Origin of the sequence: Streptomyces sp. NRRL S-646, from assembly GCF_000720765.1 — a bacterium.
Lineage (GTDB): Bacteria > Actinomycetota > Actinomycetes > Streptomycetales > Streptomycetaceae > Streptomyces.
In genome coordinates this window covers 366,969-389,539 of record NZ_JODC01000003.1, presented here as the reverse complement: position 1 = coordinate 389,539, position 22,571 = coordinate 366,969, and the positions used below count along the sequence as shown (strand labels likewise).

The window sequence follows — 22,571 nt, the reverse complement described above, 5'->3', positions numbered from 1 at the left end:
ACGAAATGCGAAGAGGAATAGGGGAGTTGAGCATATGGATCACGAAGCCCTGGCGCTCGAAATGCGCGGCCTTCGGGAGCAGGTGACCGGAATCACCGACACCGCGGTCGCGGCGGCCGACGGACTGCTGATCGCCGCCGACACCGCCGACTCCATCGACCCGGAAGGACTCGCCGCCCTCGCCGCGGCCGGCCTCGGTCTCGCCCGCCGCACCGCCCAGGCGACCGCCCGCGGCACCCTGCGCCAGACCGTGACGTACGGCAGCCACGGCTGTGCCGCCTTCTACGCCGTCGGCGACACCGCCCTGATGGTCGTGCTGGGCGACGAGGGCATGGACGTGGACCTCCTGCACCGGGCGAGCGGGCCCGCCCTGGACCGGATCGGCTCGATCCTCATGCACCAGAACAAGACAGCCGAAGGAGTCTGAAGGGATGGCGACGAAGCGTATGACCCCAGGTTTCTCCGATCAGGTGATGGGCCTGGTCAAATCCCTCCGCACCGACGCCCCCGACTGTGTCGCCTCGGGCGCCGTCGACATGTCCACCGGCATGCTGCTGTCGTACGAGACCGTCGACAACCACCCGCCCGAGGTCCTGGACCTGCTGGCCGGCGCGACCCTCGACCTGTTCCAGGGACGCACGGTCACGATGATCGAGGACGTCTTCAAGGAGCGCCGCGGGATCCAGAGCGACAACCACTTCTTCCAGGAGATCCTGGTCAACAGCGAGAACCTCACACACCTGTTCGTGCGCATGAACGAGCAGCAGGATGTCGTCGCCGTCGTCGTCTGCCGCAAGTCGGTCAATGTGGGCATGCTGTTCGCGCAGGTAAGGCGGGTGGTGCGGGAATACAGCCTGTGAACGCGGCAAGGCCCCTCCCCGTCGTGGGGAGGGGCCGTACCGGAGGTCACTCGGTGCGCAGACCGTCCGGGCGCATCAGCCGCAGCAGCGGGGGCAGGCTGAGCAGGGTCACGGCGAAGACGACCGTGGCGCCGATGGCTGTCATCGACAGCACGCTCGCCCAGTCCACGCTCACCGTCTCGCCGGTCATCTTCAGCAGGACCGCGCCCAGCGTCAGTCCGACCACCGACGCCAGTACGAGGCCCAGGGCGATCGGGATCGCCGTCTGCCACAGCACCGAGAGGCTCAGTGTGCGCCGCCGGGTGCCGAAGGCGACCAGTGACGACAGCAGCTTCTTGCGTTCCCGCAGCTGCTCCAGCTGGGAGACCAGCAGGCTCGCGCCGATCAGCAGGAGGACGCAGGTCGCGCCGACGAACAGGCCGTTGCGGATGGAGCGGAACTCCTTGGACTGCTCGCTGGCCGCCAGGGTGAACACATTGGCCAGCGGATCCAGCCGGGCGGCGGTGTTGCGCGCGTAGTCACCGGCGTCCGCCACCGACGGGTCCAGCGAGACGAACACCCTCTGGATCAGGCCGGCCGCCGCTGCCTGCGGCAGCGCGCCCCTGGTGACGAGCAGGCCGCTGCGCGCGTAGCCGGTCGGGTCCTCGCGCTGCGCTGCCGTCTTCATGCCGGCGGGCACCTTCCAGGCCACCGGGTGGCGCTGCGTCCCGCTGTAGGCCGGGTCGAAGTACGCGGTGGTGCCCGGCTTGGTGATCTTCTCCGTCTCGCTGTCGTACTCACCGCCGACGATCTTGAACGTGTCGCCGTCCCGGCAGGACGTCAGACGCGCCACCTCGCGCAGTTCGGCGCAGCTGCCGACGGCCACCTCCAGCTCGTTCTTGGGATCCTTCGCCCGGTCTCCGAGCGAGCCGAAGGCCACGGCCGAGGCACGGCGTACGCCCTTGGTCTGTGCGAGCTGCCGGCCGGCGTCGGCCAGCGACTGGCCGCTGCTCACGGAGACATCCATCTGGGCCCGGTTGACGTCGTTGCCCGTCTGCTTGGTGTAGTCGTGCTCGACCCCGGCGAACAGCATCTGCAGCGCGATCGCCCCGGCCACCGCGACCGCGATGCCGTTGACCATGCGGGCGGCCGAGCCGCTGCTCAACTGCAGCCTGCGTACGGCGAGTTGCCAGGACACCGAGCCGGAGTCCAGCCGGGCCACCACGGCCTCGACGACCCACGGCAGCAGGGCGGTGACGCCGACCAGCAGCAGCACGGTGCCGCCGATGACCATCCACTGGTTGAAGTCGCCGTTGTTCCTGCCCTGCCCGACCATCGGGTACAGCAGCGCCAGGCCGCCCAGCGGCAGCAGCAGCCGCCACCACAGCCGGCGCCGCGGCGGCTTCGCCGTACGGACCACACCGAGCGGTTCGATGACGACCCCGCGCAGAGCGAACAGCGTCACCAGGACGGCCGCGGCCGGTACGGCGACGGCGACGAGCGCGGCCAGCGCGGACGACGGGTTGAGGTCGCTCGGGAACACGCTCATCTGCCGCACCTTCAGCAGGGCCGCCAGCTGACGCCCCACCAGGAAGAAACCGGTGCCGAAGACGAGCCCGAGCAGCGCCCCGGCGAGGGCCTCGCCGCCGGCGATCCGGCGCGCCATCCCGCCGTCCGCGCCGACCAGCCTGAGGGCCGCGAGCCGGCGGTCCCGGCGCTCGCCGCCGAAGCGGACGGCCGCCGCGATGAACACGCCGACCGGCAGCAGCAGCACCACGAAGATGATCATGATGAGCAGGATCAGGATCGGATCCAGCGAGTCCTGCTGGTTCCCGTGGGAGGGCCCGAAGTAGTCGATGCGCTCGACGACGCCGCTTTCCAGATGGTCCTGGAGCCCCGTGGCGCCCGCGTAGTAGGCGAGTTCGGAGGGCCCGATCAGTCCGGACTGCGCGATGGTGCCGGTGATCCGGTAGGGGATGCGCTCGCGCAGCAGCCTGCCGGAGCCGGACTCGAGCAGCTTCTTCAGGGCCGGCGAGACGACCATGTCGCCCTTCGCGGGAAACTGCGCCACACCCGGCGGCAGGGGCGCCCGCGCGCCCTCGGGCTCCAGGAGCCGCGCGCGCACGTCGTTGCCGCGGAACGCCGTGTCGACTTCGGCGATGACGAGCGTGTCGTCCGCCTTCTTCAACAGCTTCTGGCTGTACGTGAAGTCGTCCCGGGCGCTTTCACGGTGGCTGCGCTGGGACAGCGCGCTCGGGATCGCCGTCGTGAGCAGCAGCAGCGCCACCCCCAGCCCGACACCGACGGCGGTCAGCAGGGCCCGGACCCATCCCTCGCGCCCGCCGGTGAAGGCGAACCGAACCCCCATGGCCAGATCGTCGGCCCACTGCCGCATCCTCATACGATGCGCTCCATGTCCCGGGACTTGCCGTCCCGTACGACGATCTCGCGGTCCGAGTACGCGGCCACCCGGGCCTCGTGCGTGACGAGGACGACGGCGGCGTTGGTGGACCGGGCGGCGTCCGTGAGCAGGTCCATCACGCGCTCGCCGTTGAGCGAGTCGAGCGCGCCGGTGGGCTCGTCCGCGAACAGCACACGGGGGCTGGTGACCAGCGCCCGGGCGACGGCGACGCGCTGCCCCTGACCGCCGGAGACCTCGCCGGGCCGCTTCTTCGCGAGGTCGTCGACCTCCAGCCGCTCCATCCACGTCAGGGAGGTTCGCTCGGCCTCCTTGCGGGAGGTGCCGTTCAGCCTGAGCGGCAGGGCGACGTTCTCCACGCAGGTCAGCTCCGGTACGAGCTGGCCGAACTGGAACACGAACCCGAACTCGGAGCGCCTGAGGGCACTGCGCTCCGCATCGCTCATGGTCGCCATCTCGCGCCCGGCGTACAGGATCGACCCCGAATCGGGCGTCACGATCCCCGCGAGACAGTGCAGCAGGGTCGACTTGCCGGACCCGGAGGGGCCCATCACGGCGACGACCTCACCGGGGTGGATGGAGAACTCGGCGCCGTCGAGCGCGGTGGTCGGCCCGTACGACTTGCGCAGCTCGTCGGCGACGAGCAGGGAACCTGCGGGAGTCACTTGGATACCGCCTCCGCGAGCTTGTCGAGGCGCGCGGCGGTGAGCTCCAGCCAGCGCAGGTCGGCCTCGAGATGGAACAGGGCGTGGTCGCAGATGAGCTGGTCGGCCAGGTCCCCCTTCCGCTTCCGGTCGGTGAGGATCCGCATCATCCGCAGGTGCTCGGAGCGCTGCGTGTCGAGGATGTCGGCCGCGTTGCGGTGGGTGAGCAGTGCGAGGACGACCTTGGTGTACAGCGTGGACTGCAGATACGGCTCGGGCGCCTCCGGTGTCGCGAGCCACCGCTCCACGTCGGTGATCCCGGCGTCGGTGATGGCGTACCGCTTGCGCTCGGGCCCGCCGCCGGCCTCGATGCCGTCGACCTCGACGAGGCCGTTCTTCAGCAGGCGGGACATCGTCGAGTAGACCTGGCCGTAGTGGAGCGGCCGGTCGTGACCGAACTTCTCGTCGAAGGCCCGCTTCAGGTCGTAGCCGTGGCGGGGCCCGGACTCCAGGAGCCCTAGAAGGGTGTGACCGATGGACATGTCCACGACTCTACACAGGGTGTATACGCCTCGTGTATACGCCCAGTGTTTAGATCATGGCGGGATGTACAGGCGGGGCACAGCTTCGCAGGTGGGGGCCGATTGTCACGGTTCTGCTACACGCGCCGTGCACCAGCCTGCCCGGGGTTCGGCCTTTCAGCCCGTCCGGCACCTACGGACAAGGCCGCCTCAGCCACATCCAGCCCGTCCGGCGTTTGAGGACGAGGCCCTTCAGGCCGACGGGGGTCTGGGGGCGGAGCCCCCAGGAGGCCGCCCACGACGGGGAATCGGCCCCGCCTCCCCGGGCAACCGCCCCGCCTCCGCGAGAGCCCGCCGCAGCAAGAACTCGATCTGGGCGTTGGCAGAACGCAGTTCGTCCCCCGCCCACCGGGCGAGCGCCTCATAGACGGACGGGTCCAACCGCAACAGCACCTGCTTGCGCTGCTGCGGCCGACGCCGGGGCGAAGCCCCCTCGGAGGGATCCGTCACTGGTAGAGCGTCCCGGTGTTGAGCACGGGCTGCGGGGCGCGGTCCCCGCACAGCACCACCATCAGGTTGGACACCATCGCCGCCTTCCGCTCCTCGTCCAGTTCCACGATGTCCTGCTCCGCGATCCGGGCGAGCGCGGCCTCGACCATCCCCACCGCTCCGTCCACGATCTGCCGCCGGGCCGCGACGACCGCCCCGGCCTGCTGCCGCTGAAGCATCGCCGAAGCGATCTCGGGAGCGTACGCGAGATGCGTGAAGCGCGACTCGATGATCTGCACTCCGGCCGCCTCCACGCGCGCGTGGAGCTCGGCGGCGAGCTTCTCGGTGATCTCCTCCGCGTTGCCGCGCAGCGACAGCCCGCCCTCGTCGTGGGCGTCGTACGGGTACTCGATGGCGATGTGCCGCACGGCCGCCTCGGTCTGCGTGGCGACGAACTCGAGGTAGTTGTCCACCTCGAAGGTGGCCTGCGCGGTGTCCCGCACCTTCCACACCACCACCGCGGCGAGCTCGATCGGGTTGCCGTAGGCGTCGTTGACCTTGAGGACTGCGGTCTCGTGGTTGCGTACCCGCGTGGAGATCTTCGTGCGCGAGGTGAACGGGTTCACCCAGCGCAGGCCGTCCTGCCGGATCGTCCCCCGGTAGCGCCCGAAGAGCTGGACGACCCGGGCCTCGCCCGGCGCCACCGTGTTCAGCCCGCGCAGCGAGATCACCGCCGCGACGAGGACGACGGCACCGCCGGCCGCGAAGGCCGGATTTGCCTGCGCGGCCGCGAACAGGACGCCTGCGACCAGGAGTCCGAGCAGCCCGAGCAGCAGCGCGAGCGCGCCGCCGATGCTGTGCGCGGTGAACTCCCGGACGCGGGGCGCGGGCATCTCCGGTATGTCGGCGTCAGGAGTGGTGTCGTGTATGGGCATGGGTGGTCCCCCGTTGTCGTGATCCGGTCCGGTGACAGCGCCTTCAAGCGAAAGCGCTTATCTAGCTAAGTGATATCACTTTACCCCGCAGAGCAACCCTGAACCCTTCTCGGCCGTCGGTTCCATCGGAGCGGGTGCTGATTGTCACGTCCGCAAAAGAGCGGATCCACCGACCTTTGTCACATCTCCCGGTGTTAGCTTTCTGAGCTGACCTGTGCTGTGAACCTGTGTGGCAGAAGAGCACACATGACCGAAGCGGAGCGGAACGGACCCATGGGACGAGCGGAAGAGAGACGAGCGCGACAGCGTGGTGGCCGTCGCGCGGCGCCCCCCACGCGCTCGTCCGGCATGGAGTCGTCCGAGGCCGAGCCCACCGTCATAGGCGGCCGGGCCGCGGCTCGCCGGGCGGCTCAGGGCAAGGGCAGGAGCAAGGCCAAGGGCAAGGCGGGCAAGGACGGCAGGAGCTTCATACGCCGGCTGTTCACCTGGAAGAAGATCGTCGGGACCTTCTTCGCGCTGTGCCTGCTCGGCATGGGCGCCTTCGTCGCGCTGTACATGATGATCAGCATCCCCGACGGCGGCAACCCCGACGCGACGCTGCAGAGCAACGTCTACAAGTACAGCGACGGCACGCTCCTGACGCGCGACGGCCAGAAGAACCGCGAGATCGTCGACCTGTCCAAGGTCCCGAAGCCCGTCCAGCACACCTTCGTCGCCGCCGAGAACAAGACCTTCTACGAGGACAACGGCGTCGACCTCAGGGGCACCGCCCGAGGCATCCTCAACACGCTCTCCGGCAAGGGCGCACAGGGCGGTTCGACGATCACTCAGCAGTACGTCAAGAACTACTACCTGACGCAGAACCAGACCGTCTCGCGCAAGCTGAAGGAACTGGTCATCTCGCTGAAGCTGGACCGCACGAAGTCCAAGGACTTCATCCTCGCCGGCTACATCAACACCAGCTACTACGGCCGCGGCGCGTACGGCATCCAGGCCGCGGCGCAGGCCTACTACCACGTGGATGCCCCGAAGCTCTCGGTCGAGCAGGGCGCCTATCTCGCCGCGCTCCTCCAGGCACCGAACCAGTACGACTGGGCGATCGCCTCCGACACCGGCAGGAAGCTCGTGCAGGCCCGCTGGAACTACGTCCTCGACAACATGGTCGAGAAGAACTGGCTGGACAAGGCCAAGCGCGCGGACATGAAGTTCCCGACCCCCAAGGCCCCCAAGGCCGCACCCGGCATGGGCGGCCAGACCGGATACCTGGTGGACGCGGCCAACAACGAGCTCGCCAAGCAACTGGTCTCCGAGGGCAAGTCCGACAACGTCAACGACGCCCTGACGGCGATCAAGGCCGGTGGCTGGACCATCACGCTCAACATCGACAGGAAGAAGCAGGCGGCGCTGGAGAAGGCCGCGAAGACGCAGCTGACCAGCAAGCTGGACAAGAAGAAGCGCAAGGTCGATGGGAACGTCCAGGCCGGCGCCGTCTCCGTGGACCCGAAGTCGGGCGGGGTCGTCGCACTGTACGGCGGCACGAACTACTTCGATCACTACTCCAGTAACGCGTCCCGCCGGGACTACCAGGTGGCTTCCACCTTCAAGCCGGTGATTCTGGCCACGGCCCTCGCCGACCAGGCCCAGACGCAGAGCGGCCAGGAGATCACGGCCACGACGACCTACGACGGGACCAGCGGCCGTCAGGTCGTGGACCACGGCACCAAGGTCGGTTTCGGCCCGCCGAACGAGGACGACACGAACTACGGCAAGATCACCGTCCAGAAGGCGATGGACTACTCCGTCAACTCCGTGTTCGCGCAGATGGGCGTCGATGTCGGCATGGGCAAGGTGCTCAAGGTCGCGGGCCAGCTCGGCATGGACACGGCCGGCCTCAAGCCGGTGCCCGCCCAGACGCTCGGTTCCATGGGCGCGAGCCCGATGGAGATGGCCGGGATCTACGCCACCTTCGCCAACCACGGCAAGAAGGTCACCCCGACCGTCATCAAGTCCGCCGAGCAGGGCAGCCGGACCGAGCAGATGCCCGATCCCATCGGTGGCCAGGTGATCAGCCGAGAGGCGGCCGACACGGTGACCTCCGTGCTGACGGGCGTGGTCGACGACGGTACGGCCAAGAAGTCGGTGGCGAACAACCCCGCCCGCAACGGCCAGCAGGTCGCGGGCAAGACGGGTACGTCCGACAACAACAAGTCGGCCTGGTTCACCGGCTACACGCCTGATTTGGTGACATCCGTGGGTCTGTTCGGCGAGGACGCGAAACCTCCGCATCCGCAGGTCCCGCTCACCGGCGCCACAGGTCTCATCCCGGGCAGCGGCCGTATCAACGGTGGTGGCTATCCCGCGCAGATCTGGGCGGAGTACATGTTCGGCGTGACGAAGAGCAACAACAAGTTCGACCTGGAAACCACCCAGGGCGCGGCGGTCCAGCCGACCTGGACGCCGACGGTCACCCAGACGCCGAGCCGGACGCCCAGCCAGTCGCCGACCACTGAGAAGCCGACCGAGACGCCGTCTCAGACGCCGTCGCGGACCCCGACTCAGACGCCCACACAGACGCCGACGCAAACACCCACGCAGACGCCGACCCAGACCCCCACGACCCCGACGGACCCGCTCAACCCGAACGGCCAGTAGCAGCGGCCGAAGACAAAGGGCGCCCGGCGTTTGCCGGGCGCCCTTTGTCTTCGGCGGTGCTGTCGACGACCCTCCGTGTGGCGGCGTCTCAGCCGGTGACGTCGGCGTCTTTTGAAGGCGACCGGGTCAGCGCAGTTGATGCCGCAGCTCGGGTACGGACTTCGCGGAGCGCGTGGGCGGTCGCGGTGTTGCAGGTGCCGAGCTCGAATCGGGCGACCTCTGTGCCGAGGTCCCAGATCCCCTTGCTGCCCGAGGCGATGGACGCGTCGAACTCCTTGTAGGTGCCGTAGCCGTCGTAGTCCGAGTGCCAGGGGTAGTACCCCGCGGAGCCGTCGGCGTAGTACGCCACCGCACGGATGCTCGCATGGTGGCCGTCCGGGAGCTCGTCATAGACCTTCAGAAATAAGTTGGCGTCGGTGCCCCCTTGGACATATCGATAACCATGCTCACCTGAAAATTCCCTGCTCACGCTCGCGCTTTCGCCAGATTTGACGAGGCTTCTCGAGTACGCCCGTTGCTTCTGCGATCGCCCGGACAGTGCAGGTGTATACCGCTGCCTCAAAGAAGTCGCTCACCATGAACCGGTTGGTGTACCGGAATTCCATTCCGAAGAAGACTGCCACGGCGCAGCCGTAGAGGGCTGCCCAAAAGCCACGCCATCGGCTGTGCGGGTAGATCACCAGTGGAATCACCGGCCATGCGTAGGCTGCGCACAGGAACACGACGAACAGGGCGATGATGAGGAATTTCATTTGTTCCCTGATCTTTACCAGGCGCCGGATTCGTACATGCCGGCGAGGGTGAGGACGACTGCGGGAAAGAAGATGAGAGCCGTCGCGAACAGCCATCCCATTTTCCAGGACGTCTTGTCGGCGATTTTCACACACAGAAGCAGAACCAGTGTCACATAGAGGAACAGCGGGATGAATACGAAACCGAGGCCTGCTCCCATGCTGTCTCTCCCTTGCTGCGGTCCCGGGACCGAACCGACTCAGGAACGGCCCCGGGAATTGGATCACCCGTTGTCAGGGTGTCAGGTTGTCAGTGAAATTCGTGCCCGAGTCGTCGCAGTGAACGACACTTGTCGGGCGGTTGCCAGGGCCGTCTCCGTAGAAGGGTCGGTCGGCCTGTTTGTGGGTCGGCTTGACGCTGCCGTCGGCGCAGAACGCGGCCGCGATGTCCTGCCAGATCGGCGGAGCGTTGCCGATCAATGATCCCCACATGTTCTTGTTCCAGTCGCCGGAGTTCTTGAAGAACATCGAGCAGATGTCTCCGGGGAACTGATTCGCCGTTTCTCGCTGAGTGGGTTCCCCGCCTGGACGACCAGGCGCGGGTGGGCCTGCCCGCTCCCGGGGAAGTGGTCAGGGGGTGGGCAGGGCACCTTTGGGGAGGGTCAGTACGGAAGGGCGTCCAGGACCGACGGACTACTGATTCCTCTGAGACGCAACTCGATCCCCCACGTGCCAATGCATACCAATGGGGGCAGCACGAAGTGCACTGCGCGGGAGTCCCCCTGGATGCTCACGCGCTCAGGAAGCCGGAGTGGTCGAGTCCGCGTCGCCGATCGCGAGGTCACCTTACACGAGGCATGGACACGCCAGGCAAGCGCTTTGAACGATGCCCGTGCTTGCCGCAGGCACGGTAGCTGCGGTACGTCGTCGCAGACCTCGCAGCGCAGCACGTCGGTGCGCGGGGAGCCGGGCGGCCAAGCGTGTCAAGCCACGAACGGCAGCCTGATGAAAGCCGTGCTTCGGCATATCGAAGTCAACGGCTCACCGTCGGTTCCTGATCTGGTCGAGGGCCGGTGTCTGGGGCCGCCTGCACGAAACCGTGCTGTACCGGCTCGACGATGCCGGCCTCATCGACGTGACTCGCGTCGTTCTCGACACCGCGCACGTCAGGGCTGAAAAGGGGGCGAACACACAGGTCCGAGCCCCGTGGACCGAACCCTCACAAGGGCAGGTACTTCAAGCCCCAGCGCCTGCACGCGGACAAGGCCTGAGACGTTTCTCGGTCTCGCCGCGGCAATCTGCTGCTACAAGCGCCTCGTCCGCTTCACCCCGTAGGACACGGTCCAAGTAGGCACGCTGCAGGGCGCCCGGTAGTTCACCGGGTGCCCTGCAGCGTTGCGGCTCAGGCGAGTGTGACTACCCAGTCGTTCGTGCAGTTCCGAATCGAGTCCGCGCTGGCCTCCAGGCTTCCCGCCCAGTCACCGATGCAGGCCTTCACATTGACGGTGGTCCCCTCGTACAGGTCCAAGTTGACGTCGCGCACCGAGTCCACGCCGTCTCTGTTGAAGTACGTGTACGTGTGGAATCGCTGTTCGCCCCCGTCGTACCAGCGGAAGAGCGCGACCGCGGAATGTCCGTCCTTCTCGGTGTCCTTGATGAGCAGGTGCTCGCCGTCCGCCTTCCAGTCGACCCGCGATCCCGACGGGTAGGAGTAGGCGGTCCGGTCGTACTGATTCGCGTAAGCGGCGCCGGCCTGGGTGCCCGCCAGAACCGCGGCACCGATCAGCGCCAGAGCACCCCGTTTGACGATCTTTTTCATCGGTCATTCCCCCTTTTTTTCTGTTGTGCCGTGTAAACGGTCGGAAATGTGCAGCGATTTTGCAACATACACAAGCTCTCGGGGCGGCGCCAGTGGTTTACGTGACGCTCGTTCGGGTTGCCCATGAGCTATTTTTGGTGTGACGTACGTCACGCGGCGATAAATTGCTACTCTCTGTATATTTCCCTGTCCGACGGAATGGCTGAAAAGCGTCGCCCAGTGGTCCGTGCCGTCAGGTTTCCCCGCGATGGGAAATGGCTGAGTTTCGCCTCAACCTGGCCGGGCGTGGAACTCTCCGTGATGGCGACCCCTCGTGCGGCTCACCGGGCGAGGGGTAAAGCCGGCAAAACAACCTCTCCAACACTTTCGGGCCCACCACTCTCTCCACGCTCAAGTCCAAGTATCCGAAACTTGACGCAGGCGCGGTCCTGTCCGCCGATTTCTGCCGCATCATCCAGTCCGCGCTGTACTGCAAGGGCTACGACGGCGGAGACATCGACGGCCTTTGCAGCGACCGCGTGGCGTCGTCCATGGCGAGGCTCAAGGCCGAAATGAGGGTCGACGGTGCTTTCCGGGCAGCGGCCTCGAACCCAAGGTGTTCAAGGGCCTGCTCAACATGGACGCCTACGTCACGTCAACAGCGGGCCCGAGAGCATCCGCGGGATCCGGCAATGGATGAACGGCCGCTACATGAGTCGACAGGACTTTTTACATCATTCCCTGCGACGGCCATCGCTCCCGCGACGTCGCCAAGTCTCTGCTGTACGCGATCCAGTACGAACTCGGCATGGCCGACGGCACCGCCCACGGCCGGCACGCGTGGCCGCCAAGGTCCGCTCCTGGGGCGAGACGCCCGGAGCGGGAGCCGGAGTCCTGGTCGACACGGCCCAGTCGGCCCGCCGTCGCCGCGCGGCCCGTTTCCAGTGAGGTGAACGAACGAACGCACAGTGCCCGCCCGGGTTCACGGGCGGGCACTGCGCGGTTCGTTCCACCGCGTCAGATCTGGACCGAGCTGCTGCCGAGCTCGAACCAGACCACCTTCCCGGTGCTCAGCCGAGTGGCCCCCCACCGCCGGGCCAGCTTGTTCACCAGGTACAGCCCGCGACCGCCCTCGTCCGTCGCCCGTGCCTGCCGCAGGCGCGGCAGCTGCGGTACGTCGTCGCCGACCTCGCAGCGCAGCACGTCGGTGCGCAGCAGTCGCAGCGTGACCGGGCGGGACGCGTAGCGGACGGCGTTGGTGACGACCTCGCTGACGAGGAGTTCCACGGAGTCGCTGAGGTCTTCCATGCCCCAGCGGGAGAGTGCGCGCCGGGCCAGTCGGCGGGCGCGGCCGGGTGCCGCGTCCTCGGGCTCCAGGAACCAGTACGCCACGTCGCTCGGCGCGATCCCGTCGAAGCGGGCGGCGAGCAGCGCGATGTCGTCGTCCCGGTCGCCCGGGCCGAGCATGTCGAGCACCTCGTCGCAGAGTGCTTCCAGCGGCGGCGGATGGTCGGGCCCGGTCAGCTGTGCGGTCGCGGCGAGCTTTTCGCGCAGCTGCTCTATGCCGGTCCACACGTCACGCAGCCGGGACTCGACCAGGCCGTCGGTGTAGAGGAGCAGGGTCGCCCCGGCGGGCGCGTCCAGTTCTACGGCCTCGAAGTCGACGCCGCCCACGCCGATCGGCGCCCCCGGCGGCACCCGCAGTACCTCGGCGCGGCCGCCCAGGTGCAGCAGGACCGGCGGCGGATGGCCGGCGTTGGCGATGGTGATGCGGTGCGACACCGGGTCGTAGACGGCGTAGAGGCAGGTCGCCATGCGGTCGGTGCCCAGGCGCTGGGCCTGTTCGTCGAGGTGGTGCAGGACCTCCTGCGGGGGCAGGTCGAGGCCGGCCAGGGTCTGGGCCGTGGTGCGCAGCTGGCCCATGATGGCCGCGGACGTCATGGAGTGGCCCATCACGTCACCCACCACCAGAGCGACCCGGCTGCCGGGCAGCGGGATCGCGTCGTACCAGTCGCCGCCCACCCGCGCGGTCTCGGCGGCCGGCAGATAACGGGACGCCAGCCGTACGCCCGTGGGCCGCGGGAGGGTCTCCGGCAGCATGGTGCGCTGCAGCTCGTCGGCGATGTATGCCTCGCGGCCGTACAGCACCGCCTTGTCGATGCCGAGGGCGCTGTGCGTGGCGAGCTGGGCGGCGACCAGGAGGTCGTCCGCCTCGAAGGCCATGCGCTCCGGGCGGCGCAGGAACAGCGCGGCGCCGATCACCCGGCGGCGGCCGCGCAGCGGGGCGAGGATCGCGCGCTGTCCGCCGGGTACGACGAACTCGCCGCCGTCGCCCAGGAGTTCGGGCAGGGCGGCACGGGCGGCGGGCGCGTCCGTGAAGACCGGGCGGACCCCGCGCAGCACCTCGGCGAGCGCGCTGCCCGGCCGTACCTCGCACAGTTCGGCGCCGACCGCGTCGAGCCCCGTCATCTCCGGCGGCTCCGGCTGCAGGGCGGGCGAGAAGCCGCCCTCGGTGTCCCGCTCCGCCGGGATCCTGTCGGTGCGCCGCAGCCGCAGCAGGAGCGGGCCGGTGGGCCGCTCGTCGCCGACGGGCAGCGGGTCGCGCAGATAGACGAGGATCGCGTCGGAGAACGTCGGCACGGTGGCCCGGCACAGGCCCATGACGATCTCGTCGAGGTCGATACCGCGGGCGATGCGCCGGGTCGCGGCGCCGACGAACCGCAGCCGGTCGCCGTCCCGCCGCATCGGCGTGGGCTGCCCGGGCGTTGTCGTTCCCTGCCCGGTACGGCGCTCCTGGCCGCCGGCCCCCTGCGGCCGGTCCTGCTCGCCGTCCGGCTGGTCCGGGATGGCCTCGGGGACGGGGCGCGGGCGGTGCGTGCCGGGTTCCAAGGCTTCTGAGGCGGCGGGCTGCGAGTGCTCGGGGCCGGTGGTGTTCGAGGGGGGCGAGGCCGGGTCCTTTCCCTTGTTTCCCTTGCTGCACGGCGTCGCCGTACCCGGCGTCGACGGCGTCTCCCCGGTGCGCGCCTGTGCGGGTAAAGCGGCCGTGGGGGAGGGCGTCTGGGTGTGCAGGAGCGCCCCGCGGGGGTCCGCGGGGTCGGCGCCCGGCTGCGGGCGCTCGAAGGACATGGGGTGCTCCGTCACGCGTGTCGAATCCGTCCGTCCGGGGCTGCGCATCGCGAGCGCAGTTGGTCCCGCAGGAATCCCGATACCCGGAATACGTGTCCCCGGAACGGAATTCCCGCGTGGTCAGAGGCTGTTGTCTTACCACCGGCGAACCGTTCACGGTCCGTTCCGGTGTTGCCCTCGTACCCCTCGCTCACGTCCTGCCGCCCCTCGGTGACGATCGGTCAAGCCCAGCGCATGCTCCGGCAGTTGCTGCTGCACCCTTGCGGAGGACGATCCTACGGTTGTGTACCGGGGGCGCATCAAGAGTCTCACGTGGACACATGCGCGGGCGTACGGTCCCAGTCCTCCGGCAAAGACGGTACAGCCCAGGACGGATCCGGGCGCCAGTGCTGCCAGCCGTCGCTGAACGGCGGGCCCCAGGCACGGATCACCTCCACCGCGGACCGCCCCGCCCTGCGCACCTGTTCGGCGGCCGACGCGTCCATCAGGCCGTCCTGCTGGGCCTGCGCGAACTCGTCCTCGTCACGCCAGTGCCAACTGCGGTCCGGGTGCACGGAGATGTCGAGGAAGTGGTCCTCGGAGTCGACCCCGCCGTCCCAACGCACCAGCGGCGACTCGAGATTCACGTACCAGTTCTTGAACTGCCAGCCCGGCTCCCAGAACAGCCACACCGACCAGGGCTCACCGGGGCGGGCCAGCTTCAGCACTCCGGTGCCGAACCAGTGGTCGAGCTGGACGGTACGGGGCTTGGTGTAGCGGGACTGGAGGGGTTCGACGTGCACCGGGGTGCCGTCGGCGAGGACGGGTCGCACGCACTCGGTGCCGGGTGCCAGCCAGACGGCGAGCAGCTCGTCGTCGTCCCGGACGACGGTGACGGGGCGGGCGATGTGGAAGCGCTCGCCGGCGTTCTCCCGGTAGCGCCACAGGACCTGTGTCCCGGGGGCCCAGAAGCCCGTCCGCACCGCCGGAACCGCGTCCGCTTCCGCTCTCATCGTTCCACCCTCTGCCATGAACAGATATTAGGTGCCCCGGGCATACGACGCTGCGGCGCGCGTCACGGTTCGCGACGGTGCGAAGAATGGTTACGGACGCGTCATCCGCAGGACATCCAGAGCCTCGTCGAGCTGCTCCACCGTGAGGTCGCCGCGCTCCACGTACCCGCTCTCCAGGACGACTTGGCGGATTGTCTTCTGCTCCGCGAGCGCCTTCTTGGCGACCTTGGCGGCCTCCTCGTAGCCGATGTACTTGTTGAGCGGGGTGACCACGGAGGGTGAGGACTCGGCGTACTCGCGGGCGCGCTCCCGGTTCGCGGTGATGCCGTCCACGGTCCGGTCGGCGAGCAGCCGCGAGACGTTGGCGAGCAGCCGGACCGATTCCAGGATGTTCCGGGCGATGACCGGCAGCATCACATTGAGCTCGAAGTTGCCGGCGGCTCCGGCGGTGGCGACGGTGGCGTCGTTGCCCACGACCTGGGCGGCGACCATGAGCACGGCTTCCGGGATGACCGGGTTGACCTTGCCGGGCATGATCGACGAACCGGGCTGGAGGTCGGGCAGGGCGATCTCGGCGAGGCCGGTCCGCGGCCCGGACGCCATCCACCGCAGATCGTTTGCGATCTTGGTCAGCCCGACGGCGACGGTCCGCAGCTGTCCGCTGGTCTCGACGATCCCGTCCCGCGCACCCTGCGCCTCGAAGTGGTTGCGCGCCTCGGTCAGCGGGAGCCCCGTGACGCGGGCGACCTCCTCGATGACGGCGGCGGAGAAGCCGGGCGGGGTGTTGATGCCGGTGCCGACCGCCGTCCCGCCGAGGGGGAGCTCGGCGAGGCGGGGGAGCGCGGCGTACAGCCGTTCTACGCCGTAGCGGATCTGGGCCGCGTATCCGCCGAACTCCTGCCCCAGGGTCACCGGTGTGGCGTCCATCAGATGCGTACGCCCGGACTTCACGACGTCGGCGAACTCCTCGGACTTGCGGGTGAGGGCGCCGGCGAGGTGTTCCAGGGCGGGGATCAGGTCGCGGGTGACGGCGGCGGTGGCGGCGATGTGGATCGAGGAGGGGAAGACGTCGTTGGACGACTGGGAGGCGTTCACATGGTCATTGGGGTGTACGTCCCTGCCGAGCCGCTCGGTGGCGAGGGTGGCGATGACCTCGTTGGTGTTCATGTTCGACGAGGTGCCGGAACCGGTCTGGAAGACGTCGATCGGGAAGTGCTCGTCCCAGTCGCCCCGGGCGACCTCCTCGGCCGCCTCCTGGATCGCCTCGGCGATGTCCTTGTCGAGCACCCCCAGCCGCGCGTTCACCTTCGCCGCGGCGCCCTTGATCCGGGCGAGGGCCTCGATGTGGGCGCGCTCGATGCGCTGGCCGGAGATCGGGAAGTTCTCGACGGCACGCTGTGTCTGGGCCCGCCACTTGGCGTCGGCGGGGACGCGGACCTCGCCCATGGAGTCGTGCTCGATGCGGTAGTCGCTCATGCCCGTATAGCGATCGGGGAGGCGGGGATGTTCCGGACCTTGGGCCGGCCGGGGGTCGTTGCGCAAGCCGGTCCGGTCGTCAGCGGCCGGGCATCCCGAACCGGCCGGTGCAGACGGGCTTTTCGGCCACCTCCGCGCACGCCTGTGCCCCGCGCGGGTCCGGCGCGGCCAGCATCGGGCTGCTGTATCCGTCCGACTTGTCGCCCGGGTACTCCGCGGACAGCTCGTCCTGGCCCGACCTGATCCAGATCTCCCGCGCACCGCCCGTCCGGGTGCGCAGCTCGGACCAGACCGTGGCGCAGGACGGCGAGAACCGCAGCAGCACCACCTCGGCGGGCCTGGCGACTTTGCTCTCGGTGCGGGCGTCCCGGGCGCAGGTCTCGGAGGTGGGGAGTTCTCCCTGGCAGTCGCTGCCGTGGCAGGAGGCGGCCGTCCTGGTCGCCGCGGCGTGGCCGGGGTCCAGGACGTCCGCGGCGGCCGCGGTGACCGCCACGGTGGCGGCCATGGTGGCCAGGGCGACGACGGCGCGACTCGGCCGCGGGAGGCGGCGGCGCCGTACGGCGACCGGCGGCACGGCCGGGACCGGCTGCCGCTTCGCGATGCTCGCCCCGTCGGCCTGCGCCCGTGCGGCGGAGTCCCAGAGGGCGAGCAGCGGGCCGATGTCGGCGTCGGCGAGCCGCCCGAGCGCCACGACGGCCGCCCGGGGCGGGAACTGATCGCCGTTCAGATAGCGGTGCCAGGTCGACTTGCTGAACGGGGTGACGGCGGCCAGGGCGGCCAGGCTCAGCCCCGTCCGCTGCTTGAGGGTACGCAGCCGCTCCGTCAGGAGCCGCCCTTCGTCCTGCGACGCGTCGGGCAGCGGCTGCCTCTGGACCGTCACGTGGCTCTCCATCTCGCTCCCTCGCCATGCCGGGGTGACCGCCCTGATGTGTTCCCGGCGGCGGCGCCCGGCCATACCGCGATCACCGGAATATGAAGGGGAGTTGACTGAGTTGACCTGCGATTACGCCGACCGGGGGTGTGATCGGACGATTACCGGACGGCGCCTCCCGGCAGGCTGGTGCGGCCTGCCGGGAGGTATACCGTCGAGGGGGCGTCAGCACCAGCGGACGGTACCGAGGTTGTGCACGTAGCGGGCGGCGACGTAGCCCCTGTGGTGGGTGAGCCGGTACCAGCGGTGGTTGCCGCGGACGCCGGAGCCCCGCACCTTGCAGGTGATGGCCACACTGGAACCGACCGGCCGCGAGCCGACGACGCGGTGGCCGGTGCCCGGCCCGGAGCGGACGTTCAGCGGGAGACGGTGGGTGGCGACGTAGCCCCAGGTGTGGTTCCTGACGATGTGCCGAATGCCGTGGATGTGGCGGATGTGCCGGATGTGCCGCATCTGGCGGTGGTGGCGCGCGGCACGGCCCTTCGCGTGGTGGCGGCCGTGGTGGCACTTCGGCGCCTTCGGCCTCGCGGGCAGTGTGGACGGCGCGGGGGTCGGCTGCCACACCGGCACGGAGATCTGCGGGGGAGTGGAGTTCAGGGCGTGGGCCTGCGCGGCCGGCCCGGCGGAGGCGACGGCCGCCACCGGGAAGACGGCGACGACCGCGAACGCGGCCACAAGGCCGTTGCGCAGTGTGCGTCGGATCATGGTTTGTCCCTCCGAGATGACCTGCGGATCACGGGCTGTGATCCAGTCAGCACGGAGCGTTTCCGGCGAAGTTCGCAAAGATGCCGTCCCGCCCGTTCCTGGGACGAACTGGGACGGCATCCAGGCGTTACCGCTCCAGTACGGCCACGCCGACGACGTCCCGGGACTGTGCCTTTCAGTCCGTCCGGCGTTCGAGAACGAGGCCGTTCGGGCCGATCGGGGTCCGGGGTGGGGCCCCGGCGGGGTGCGGGGACGGCGCGCCGCGAAAGGGCCAGGGGGCGGGGCGACGGGGCGGGGGCTGGCCCCCGGACCGGGGTGCGGGGGCGGAGCCCTGTGAGGGGTACGGGGGGGCCGGCCCCCGAAGCGGGGGGAGGGAGCGGAGTCCCGTGGGGGTATGGGGCTGGCCCCGAGTCGGGTGCGGGGGTGGAGCGCTGTGAGGGTGCGGAGGATGCGGTCCCTGCCGGGGTGTCGGGGTGGCGCGCCGCGAAGGGGCCAGGGGAGCAGGGTCGCGGGGTCGGGGGCTGGCCCCGAGTCGGGTGCGGGGGCGGAGCCCTGTGAAGGGTGCGGGGGGCTGGCCCCCGAATCCGGGGGGCAGGGGCAGAGCCCTGTGGGGTTATGGGGCTGGCTCCGAGTCAGGTGCAGGCGCGGGGCGCTGTGAGGGGTGATGGGGAGCAGCCCCCGCCGGGGTGCAGTGGGGCCCCGCTAATGGGCCAGGGGAGCAGGGAGCCGGCCCCCGAGTCGGGGTGCGGGGGGCGGAGTCCGGTGGAGGTGTGGGGGTTGGCTCCGAGTCGGGTGCAGGGGCGGAGTCCTGCGAGGGATGCAGCCCCGCAGGGGTGTCGGCGCGCCGCGACGGGGCCAGGGGAGCAGGGGCGCGGGGTCGGGGGCTGCCCTCTGAATCGTGGTGCGGGGGCGCAGCCCCGTGGGGATATGGGGGCTGGCCTCGAGTCGGGTGCAGGGGCGGAGCTCTGCGAGGGGTGCGGGGGCCGTAGTCCCCGCCGGGGTGCAGGGGCGGAGCCCCTGGTGGGGGCGAAGGGGTGGAGCCCCTGGGGGATGGGACGGGTAGGGGCGGCGGGGGCGAGATCCGGTCCCCGCCGCACCGCGGGACACTAGGCCAGCCCAGGACCCCGGACCGGAATGGACGTGAACGTCGGCGCCGGGGCCGGGTCCTGGAAGAAGTCGTTGCCCTTGTCGTCCACCACGATGAACGCCGGGAAGTCCTCGACCTCGATCTTCCAGACCGCCTCCATGCCGAGCTCCTCGTACTCGACGACCTCGACCTTCTTGATGCAGTCCTGGGCGAGGCGGGCGGCGGGGCCGCCGATGGAGCCGAGGTAGAAGCCGCCGTGCGCGTCGCAAGCGTCCGTGACCTGCTTGCTCCGGTTGCCCTTGGCGAGCATGACCTTGGAGCCGCCGGCCGCCTGGAACTGCTCGACGTAGGAGTCCATGCGCCCGGCCGTGGTCGGCCCGAAGGAACCGGACGCATACCCCTCGGGGGTCTTCGCCGGGCCCGCGTAGTACACCGGGTGGTCCTTCAGGTACTGCGGCATCTCCTCGCCCGCGTCCAGCCGCTCCTTGATCTTGGCGTGCGCGATGTCGCGGGCCACGACCAGCGGACCGGTGAGGGAGAGACGGGTCTTGACCGGGTACTTGGTCAGCTCGGCGAGGATCGACTCCATCGGCTGGTTGAGGTCGATCCTGACGACGTCCGACGACTCGTCGAGGCTCGCGGCGGAGCCGCTATTGAGTTCAGCGTCCGTCGTCTCCGGCAGGAAGCGCGCCGGGTCCGTCTCCAGCTGCTCCAGGAAGACGCCCTCCGCCTTGATCTTCGCGACGGCCTGGCGGTCGGCGGAGCAGGACACCGCGATGGCGACGGGGCAGGACGCGCCGTGCCGCGGCAGCCGCACCACGCGCACGTCGTGGCAGAAGTACTTGCCGCCGAACTGCGCACCGATCCCGATCTTCTGCGTCAGCTCGAAGACCTTCTCCTCCAGCTCCTTGTCCCGGAACCCGTGGCCGAGCTCGGAGCCCTCGGCCGGGATCTCGTCCAGGTAGTGCGCGGAGGCGTACTTGGCGGTCTTGAGCGCGTACTCGGCGGACGTACCGCCCACGACGATCGCCAGGTGGTACGGCGGGCACGCGGCCGTACCCAGCGAACGGATCTTCTCCTCCAGGAACTTCATCATGGAGGCCTCGTTCAGGACGGCCTTCGTCTCCTGGTACAGGAAGGACTTGTTGGCGGAGCCGCCGCCCTTCGCCATGAACAGGAACTTGTACGCACCGCCGTCGGTGGCGTACAGCTCGATCTGCGCCGGCAGGTTGGAGCCGGTGTTCTTCTCGTCCCACATGGTCAGCGGGGCCATCTGCGAGTAACGCAGGTTGAGGTTCTTGTACGCGTCGTAGATGCCCCGGGACAGCGCCGCCTCGTCGCCGCCCTCGGTGAGGACGTTCTGTCCGCGCTTGCCCATGACGATCGCCGTGCCGGTGTCCTGGCACATGGGGAGCACGCCCGCGGCCGCGATGTTCGCGTTCTTCAGCAGGTCCAGCGCCACGAACTTGTCGTTGCCGGACGCCTCCGGGTCGTCGATGATGCGCCGCAGCTGGGCCAGGTGCGCGGGCCGCAGGTAGTGCTGGATGTCGTGGATGGCCTCCTCGGCGAGCTTGCGCAGCGCCTCCGGCTCCACCTTGAGGAAGGTCCGCCCGTCGGCCTCGAAGGTGGACACACCTTCGGAGGTCACCAGCCGGTACGGGGTGGTGTCCTCTCCCATGGGGAGCAGATCGGTGTACGCGAACTCAGGCATCTCAGCCCATTCCTCACTCGACAGACGGCGGCCCGCCGTCATTGGCGGGCGCTCACCAGCGTAGAACCTGCCGCTGACACCGGGCTTGTGAGGTAAGGCTCAGTTCGAGAACCGCCTGGGTTTTCCACAGGTCCCGATGAGGGGTAGTCGCGATCTATCGCGTTTCGGTACGCTGCTGTCGTGGACCTTCAGAAGAGCGACCGACCCCAGGACACGGCACCGCGGGTTTCCGAACTGCGCGCCTCGGACGCCGACCGTGACCGCATCGCCGACATCCTGCGCGACGCCCTCGCAGAGGGGCGCCTGACCGCCGACGAGCACGCCGAGCGCGTCGAGGGCGTGCTCGCCGCCAAGACGGTCGGCGAACTGGAGGTCTTCATACGGGACCTGCCCGTGGCCCACCAGCACCGCGCGGCCCCCGCCTTCGCCGCCGCCCCGAACCGCCCCACGGTGGGCGCGATCCCGGCCGACCCGGACGACAACGTCGTGGCGGTGTTCAGCAGCGCCGTCCGCAAGGGCCGCTGGCGCGCGGGACGCCGTATCCACGCGTACGCGATCTTCGGCAGCGTGGAGATAGACCTCAGCGAGGCCCTCTTCGAGTACCAGCAGGTCGCGATCAAGACCTTCTCGTTCTGCGGCAGCGTCGAGATCCGCGTCCCGGAGAACGTGTCGCTGCGCGGCATGGGCGGCGGCGTGCTCGGCAGCTTCGAGGCGGACAACCTCGACTCGACCGATCCGAACGCCCCGGTGGTCTATGTCGACGGCTGGGCCGTGCTGGGCAGCGTGGAGGCGCGGCCGAAGCGGGGCAAGCTCGTCGCGGACATCCTCGACCGCGTCCAGCACAAGGTCGACAAGAGTTTGCGCAAACACCTGGATCGTTGACGGTTGCGAATCGGGGTGCGCCCGAAGGGAATTGGTCCACCCGCGGTCGCCCACCCGGGGCGCTCACGAGCACGCGAAATCCAGCGGTTCGGAACTCAGTGCATAGGCTCGCGCACAGCGGGTAGGCCTTGCTGCATCGTCGCTCGCTCGCGAAGCCGTCGTCAGGAGTAGACCGTGCTGCAACCGCCGCATTCGTCCCTGCAGGTAGCTGCCGTTCCGGCCCAGCGGGTGCCAGTGCGGGACAGGGACCAAGACGCTCCATGGCACACCGAGGCGGTGTGCCGGCGCGACGAGGCCGGCCTGTTCTTCGCACCCTCCAAGGAACCCACAGCCGCCCGGCTCTCCCGCGAGGAGGCGGCCAAGCGCGTCTGCGCCCGCTGTCCCGTCATGGTCGAGTGCCGCGAGCACGCGCTGCTGCAACCGGAGCCCTACGGCGTCTGGGGCGGCCTCACCGCCGCCGAACGCCGCGTGGTCCTCGCGCGAAGGCGCCGCCGCGAAATGGAACTGAAGAAGACGGCACGGACCCAGGGCCGCATAGCAGCAGCGGGCTGACCGCCCACCGCACACACGCCGATGGGGCGCCCCCACCGCACCGGGGGCGCCCCACCGCTGTCACTGCTGCCGTGCGCTTCG

At 69.3% G+C, this 22,571-nt stretch carries 21 protein-coding genes and 2 pseudogenes; 7 read left to right on the top strand and 16 right to left on the bottom strand.

Translation table 11 applies throughout. The features are described from left to right. Positions 1 to 34: 34 nt before the first annotated feature. Together IH68_RS0106195 and IH68_RS0106190 are read left to right on the top strand one after the other, a co-directional pair. Positions 35 to 427 (top strand): roadblock/LC7 domain-containing protein, encoded by a 393-nt coding sequence (locus IH68_RS0106195; RefSeq protein WP_030929573.1) that lies wholly within the window; start codon positions 35 to 37, stop codon positions 425 to 427. A gap of 4 nt (positions 428 to 431) precedes the next feature. Further along, positions 432 to 860 (top strand): hypothetical protein, encoded by a 429-nt coding sequence (locus IH68_RS0106190; RefSeq protein WP_030929570.1) that lies wholly within the window; start codon positions 432 to 434, stop codon positions 858 to 860. A 46-nt stretch (positions 861 to 906) separates the two neighbouring features. On the opposite strand, the gene IH68_RS0106185 is transcribed toward IH68_RS0106190, so the two are convergent. The 5 genes from IH68_RS0106185 to IH68_RS0106170 all read right to left on the bottom strand — a co-directional run bounded on the left by IH68_RS0106185 (position 907) and on the right by IH68_RS0106170 (position 5,847). After that, the gene (locus IH68_RS0106185) at positions 907 to 3,240 is read right to left on the bottom strand and encodes an ABC transporter permease (protein ID WP_030929568.1); all 2,334 of its coding nucleotides are present in this window, start codon (positions 3,238 to 3,240) and stop codon (positions 907 to 909) included. Beyond that, on the bottom strand, positions 3,237 to 3,923 hold the full coding sequence (locus IH68_RS0106180) for an ABC transporter ATP-binding protein (protein WP_030929565.1): 687 nt from the start codon (positions 3,921 to 3,923) through the stop codon (positions 3,237 to 3,239). The genes IH68_RS0106185 and IH68_RS0106180 overlap by 4 nt, the downstream gene beginning before the upstream one ends. Next, entirely contained in the window at positions 3,920 to 4,444 is a 525-nt protein-coding gene (locus IH68_RS0106175; RefSeq protein WP_030929563.1) for a PadR family transcriptional regulator, read from the bottom strand. Before IH68_RS0106175 ends, IH68_RS0106180 begins: the two co-directional genes overlap by 4 nt. A 231-nt stretch (positions 4,445 to 4,675) precedes the next feature. Beyond that, a complete protein-coding gene (locus tag IH68_RS57865) occupies positions 4,676 to 4,933 on the bottom strand; it encodes a hypothetical protein (protein ID WP_078912344.1) in 258 nt (85 codons plus the stop codon). Further along, positions 4,930 to 5,847, bottom strand: coding sequence for an SPFH domain-containing protein (locus IH68_RS0106170; RefSeq protein ID WP_030929561.1), 918 nt, complete (start codon positions 5,845 to 5,847; stop codon positions 4,930 to 4,932). The genes IH68_RS57865 and IH68_RS0106170 overlap by 4 nt, the downstream gene beginning before the upstream one ends. Positions 5,848 to 6,120: 273 nt before the next feature. On the opposite strand from IH68_RS0106170, the gene IH68_RS0106165 reads away from it, so the two are divergent. Beyond that, positions 6,121 to 8,499, top strand: coding sequence for a transglycosylase domain-containing protein (locus IH68_RS0106165; RefSeq protein WP_030929559.1), 2,379 nt, complete (start codon positions 6,121 to 6,123; stop codon positions 8,497 to 8,499). Positions 8,500 to 8,587: 88 nt separating this feature from the next. Here the strand turns inward: IH68_RS0106165 and IH68_RS0106160 are convergent, their stop codons facing one another. The 4 genes from IH68_RS0106160 to IH68_RS0106145 form a co-directional block, all read right to left on the bottom strand. After that, a complete protein-coding gene (locus IH68_RS0106160) occupies positions 8,588 to 8,848 on the bottom strand; it encodes a hypothetical protein (protein WP_030929558.1) in 261 nt (86 codons plus the stop codon). A 97-nt stretch (positions 8,849 to 8,945) separates the two neighbouring features. Next, a complete protein-coding gene (locus IH68_RS0106155) occupies positions 8,946 to 9,251 on the bottom strand; it encodes a hypothetical protein (RefSeq protein ID WP_030929557.1) in 306 nt (101 codons plus the stop codon). Positions 9,252 to 9,265: 14 nt separating this feature from the next. Further along, positions 9,266 to 9,451: a hypothetical protein gene (locus IH68_RS0106150; protein ID WP_030929556.1), complete on the bottom strand. Its 186-nt coding sequence runs from the start codon at positions 9,449 to 9,451 to the stop codon at positions 9,266 to 9,268. Between the two features lie 73 nt (positions 9,452 to 9,524). Beyond that, on the bottom strand, positions 9,525 to 9,758 hold the full coding sequence (locus tag IH68_RS0106145; RefSeq protein ID WP_030929555.1) for a hypothetical protein: 234 nt from the start codon (positions 9,756 to 9,758) through the stop codon (positions 9,525 to 9,527). A gap of 484 nt (positions 9,759 to 10,242) precedes the next feature. Here IH68_RS0106145 and IH68_RS57005 point away from each other — a divergent pair. Further along, positions 10,243 to 10,498, top strand: a pseudogene (locus tag IH68_RS57005) (IS5/IS1182 family transposase); the annotation flags it as partial. A 134-nt stretch (positions 10,499 to 10,632) separates the two neighbouring features. On the opposite strand, the gene IH68_RS0106140 reads toward IH68_RS57005, so the two are convergent. Next, entirely contained in the window at positions 10,633 to 11,049 is a 417-nt protein-coding gene (locus IH68_RS0106140; protein WP_030929554.1) for a hypothetical protein, read from the bottom strand. A gap of 353 nt (positions 11,050 to 11,402) precedes the next feature. Between IH68_RS0106140 and IH68_RS57860 the strand changes: the two are divergent. Continuing rightward, positions 11,403 to 11,860 (top strand): annotated as a pseudogene (locus tag IH68_RS57860) (hypothetical protein); the annotation flags it as partial. Between the two features lie 185 nt (positions 11,861 to 12,045). Here the strand turns inward: IH68_RS57860 and IH68_RS0106135 are convergent. The 6 genes from IH68_RS0106135 to IH68_RS0106110 all read right to left on the bottom strand — a co-directional run bounded on the left by IH68_RS0106135 (position 12,046) and on the right by IH68_RS0106110 (position 21,056). After that, on the bottom strand, positions 12,046 to 14,154 hold the full coding sequence (locus IH68_RS0106135) for a SpoIIE family protein phosphatase (RefSeq protein ID WP_030929552.1): 2,109 nt from the start codon (positions 14,152 to 14,154) through the stop codon (positions 12,046 to 12,048). 308 nt (positions 14,155 to 14,462) lie between these two features. Then, complete coding sequence (locus tag IH68_RS0106130) at positions 14,463 to 15,146, bottom strand: DUF402 domain-containing protein (protein ID WP_030929549.1); 684 nt, start codon at positions 15,144 to 15,146, stop codon at positions 14,463 to 14,465. Between the two features lie 90 nt (positions 15,147 to 15,236). Beyond that, on the bottom strand, positions 15,237 to 16,622 hold the full coding sequence (locus tag IH68_RS0106125; protein WP_030929545.1) for a class II fumarate hydratase: 1,386 nt from the start codon (positions 16,620 to 16,622) through the stop codon (positions 15,237 to 15,239). Positions 16,623 to 16,701: 79 nt separating this feature from the next. Next, on the bottom strand, positions 16,702 to 17,502 hold the full coding sequence (locus tag IH68_RS51675; protein WP_234341245.1) for a helix-turn-helix domain-containing protein: 801 nt from the start codon (positions 17,500 to 17,502) through the stop codon (positions 16,702 to 16,704). Positions 17,503 to 17,718: 216 nt separating this feature from the next. Then, on the bottom strand, positions 17,719 to 18,258 hold the full coding sequence (locus IH68_RS57855; RefSeq protein ID WP_030929539.1) for an SH3 domain-containing protein: 540 nt from the start codon (positions 18,256 to 18,258) through the stop codon (positions 17,719 to 17,721). 1,106 nt (positions 18,259 to 19,364) lie between these two features. Next, the gene (locus IH68_RS0106110) at positions 19,365 to 21,056 is read right to left on the bottom strand and encodes a fumarate hydratase (RefSeq protein WP_030929536.1); all 1,692 of its coding nucleotides are present in this window, start codon (positions 21,054 to 21,056) and stop codon (positions 19,365 to 19,367) included. A 180-nt stretch (positions 21,057 to 21,236) separates the two neighbouring features. On the opposite strand from IH68_RS0106110, the gene IH68_RS0106105 reads away from it, so the two are divergent. Beyond that, positions 21,237 to 21,938: a DUF1707 SHOCT-like domain-containing protein gene (locus IH68_RS0106105; RefSeq protein WP_030929533.1), complete on the top strand. Its 702-nt coding sequence runs from the start codon at positions 21,237 to 21,239 to the stop codon at positions 21,936 to 21,938. Between the two features lie 174 nt (positions 21,939 to 22,112). Further along, positions 22,113 to 22,490 carry a WhiB family transcriptional regulator gene (locus IH68_RS49645; RefSeq protein ID WP_030929529.1) on the top strand — a complete coding sequence of 126 codons (378 nt, stop codon included), beginning with the start codon at positions 22,113 to 22,115 and terminating at the stop codon, positions 22,488 to 22,490. The last annotated feature ends 81 nt before the right edge of the window (positions 22,491 to 22,571 follow it).

Bases quoted from the DNA above. Each gene is read 5' to 3' on its own strand.
- IH68_RS0106195 (WP_030929573.1), top strand. From the start codon at position 35: ATGGATCACGAAGCCCTGGCGCTCGAAATGCGCGGCCTTCGGGAGCAG.
- IH68_RS0106190 (WP_030929570.1), top strand. From the start codon at position 432: ATGGCGACGAAGCGTATGACCCCAGGTTTCTCCGATCAGGTGATGGGC.
- IH68_RS0106185 (WP_030929568.1), bottom strand. From the start codon at position 3,240: ATGAGGATGCGGCAGTGGGCCGACGATCTGGCCATGGGGGTTCGGTTC.
- IH68_RS0106175 (WP_030929563.1), bottom strand. From the start codon at position 4,444: ATGTCCATCGGTCACACCCTTCTAGGGCTCCTGGAGTCCGGGCCCCGC.
- IH68_RS0106170 (WP_030929561.1), bottom strand. From the start codon at position 5,847: ATGCCCATACACGACACCACTCCTGACGCCGACATACCGGAGATGCCC.
- IH68_RS0106165 (WP_030929559.1), top strand. From the start codon at position 6,121: ATGGGACGAGCGGAAGAGAGACGAGCGCGACAGCGTGGTGGCCGTCGC.
- IH68_RS0106155 (WP_030929557.1), bottom strand. From the start codon at position 9,251: ATGAAATTCCTCATCATCGCCCTGTTCGTCGTGTTCCTGTGCGCAGCC.
- IH68_RS0106150 (WP_030929556.1), bottom strand. From the start codon at position 9,451: ATGGGAGCAGGCCTCGGTTTCGTATTCATCCCGCTGTTCCTCTATGTG.
- IH68_RS0106145 (WP_030929555.1), bottom strand. From the start codon at position 9,758: ATGTTCTTCAAGAACTCCGGCGACTGGAACAAGAACATGTGGGGATCA.
- IH68_RS0106140 (WP_030929554.1), bottom strand. From the start codon at position 11,049: ATGAAAAAGATCGTCAAACGGGGTGCTCTGGCGCTGATCGGTGCCGCG.
- IH68_RS0106135 (WP_030929552.1), bottom strand. From the start codon at position 14,154: ATGTCCTTCGAGCGCCCGCAGCCGGGCGCCGACCCCGCGGACCCCCGC.
- IH68_RS0106130 (WP_030929549.1), bottom strand. From the start codon at position 15,146: ATGAGAGCGGAAGCGGACGCGGTTCCGGCGGTGCGGACGGGCTTCTGG.
- IH68_RS0106125 (WP_030929545.1), bottom strand. From the start codon at position 16,622: ATGAGCGACTACCGCATCGAGCACGACTCCATGGGCGAGGTCCGCGTC.
- IH68_RS57855 (WP_030929539.1), bottom strand. From the start codon at position 18,258: ATGATCCGACGCACACTGCGCAACGGCCTTGTGGCCGCGTTCGCGGTC.
- IH68_RS0106110 (WP_030929536.1), bottom strand. From the start codon at position 21,056: ATGCCTGAGTTCGCGTACACCGATCTGCTCCCCATGGGAGAGGACACC.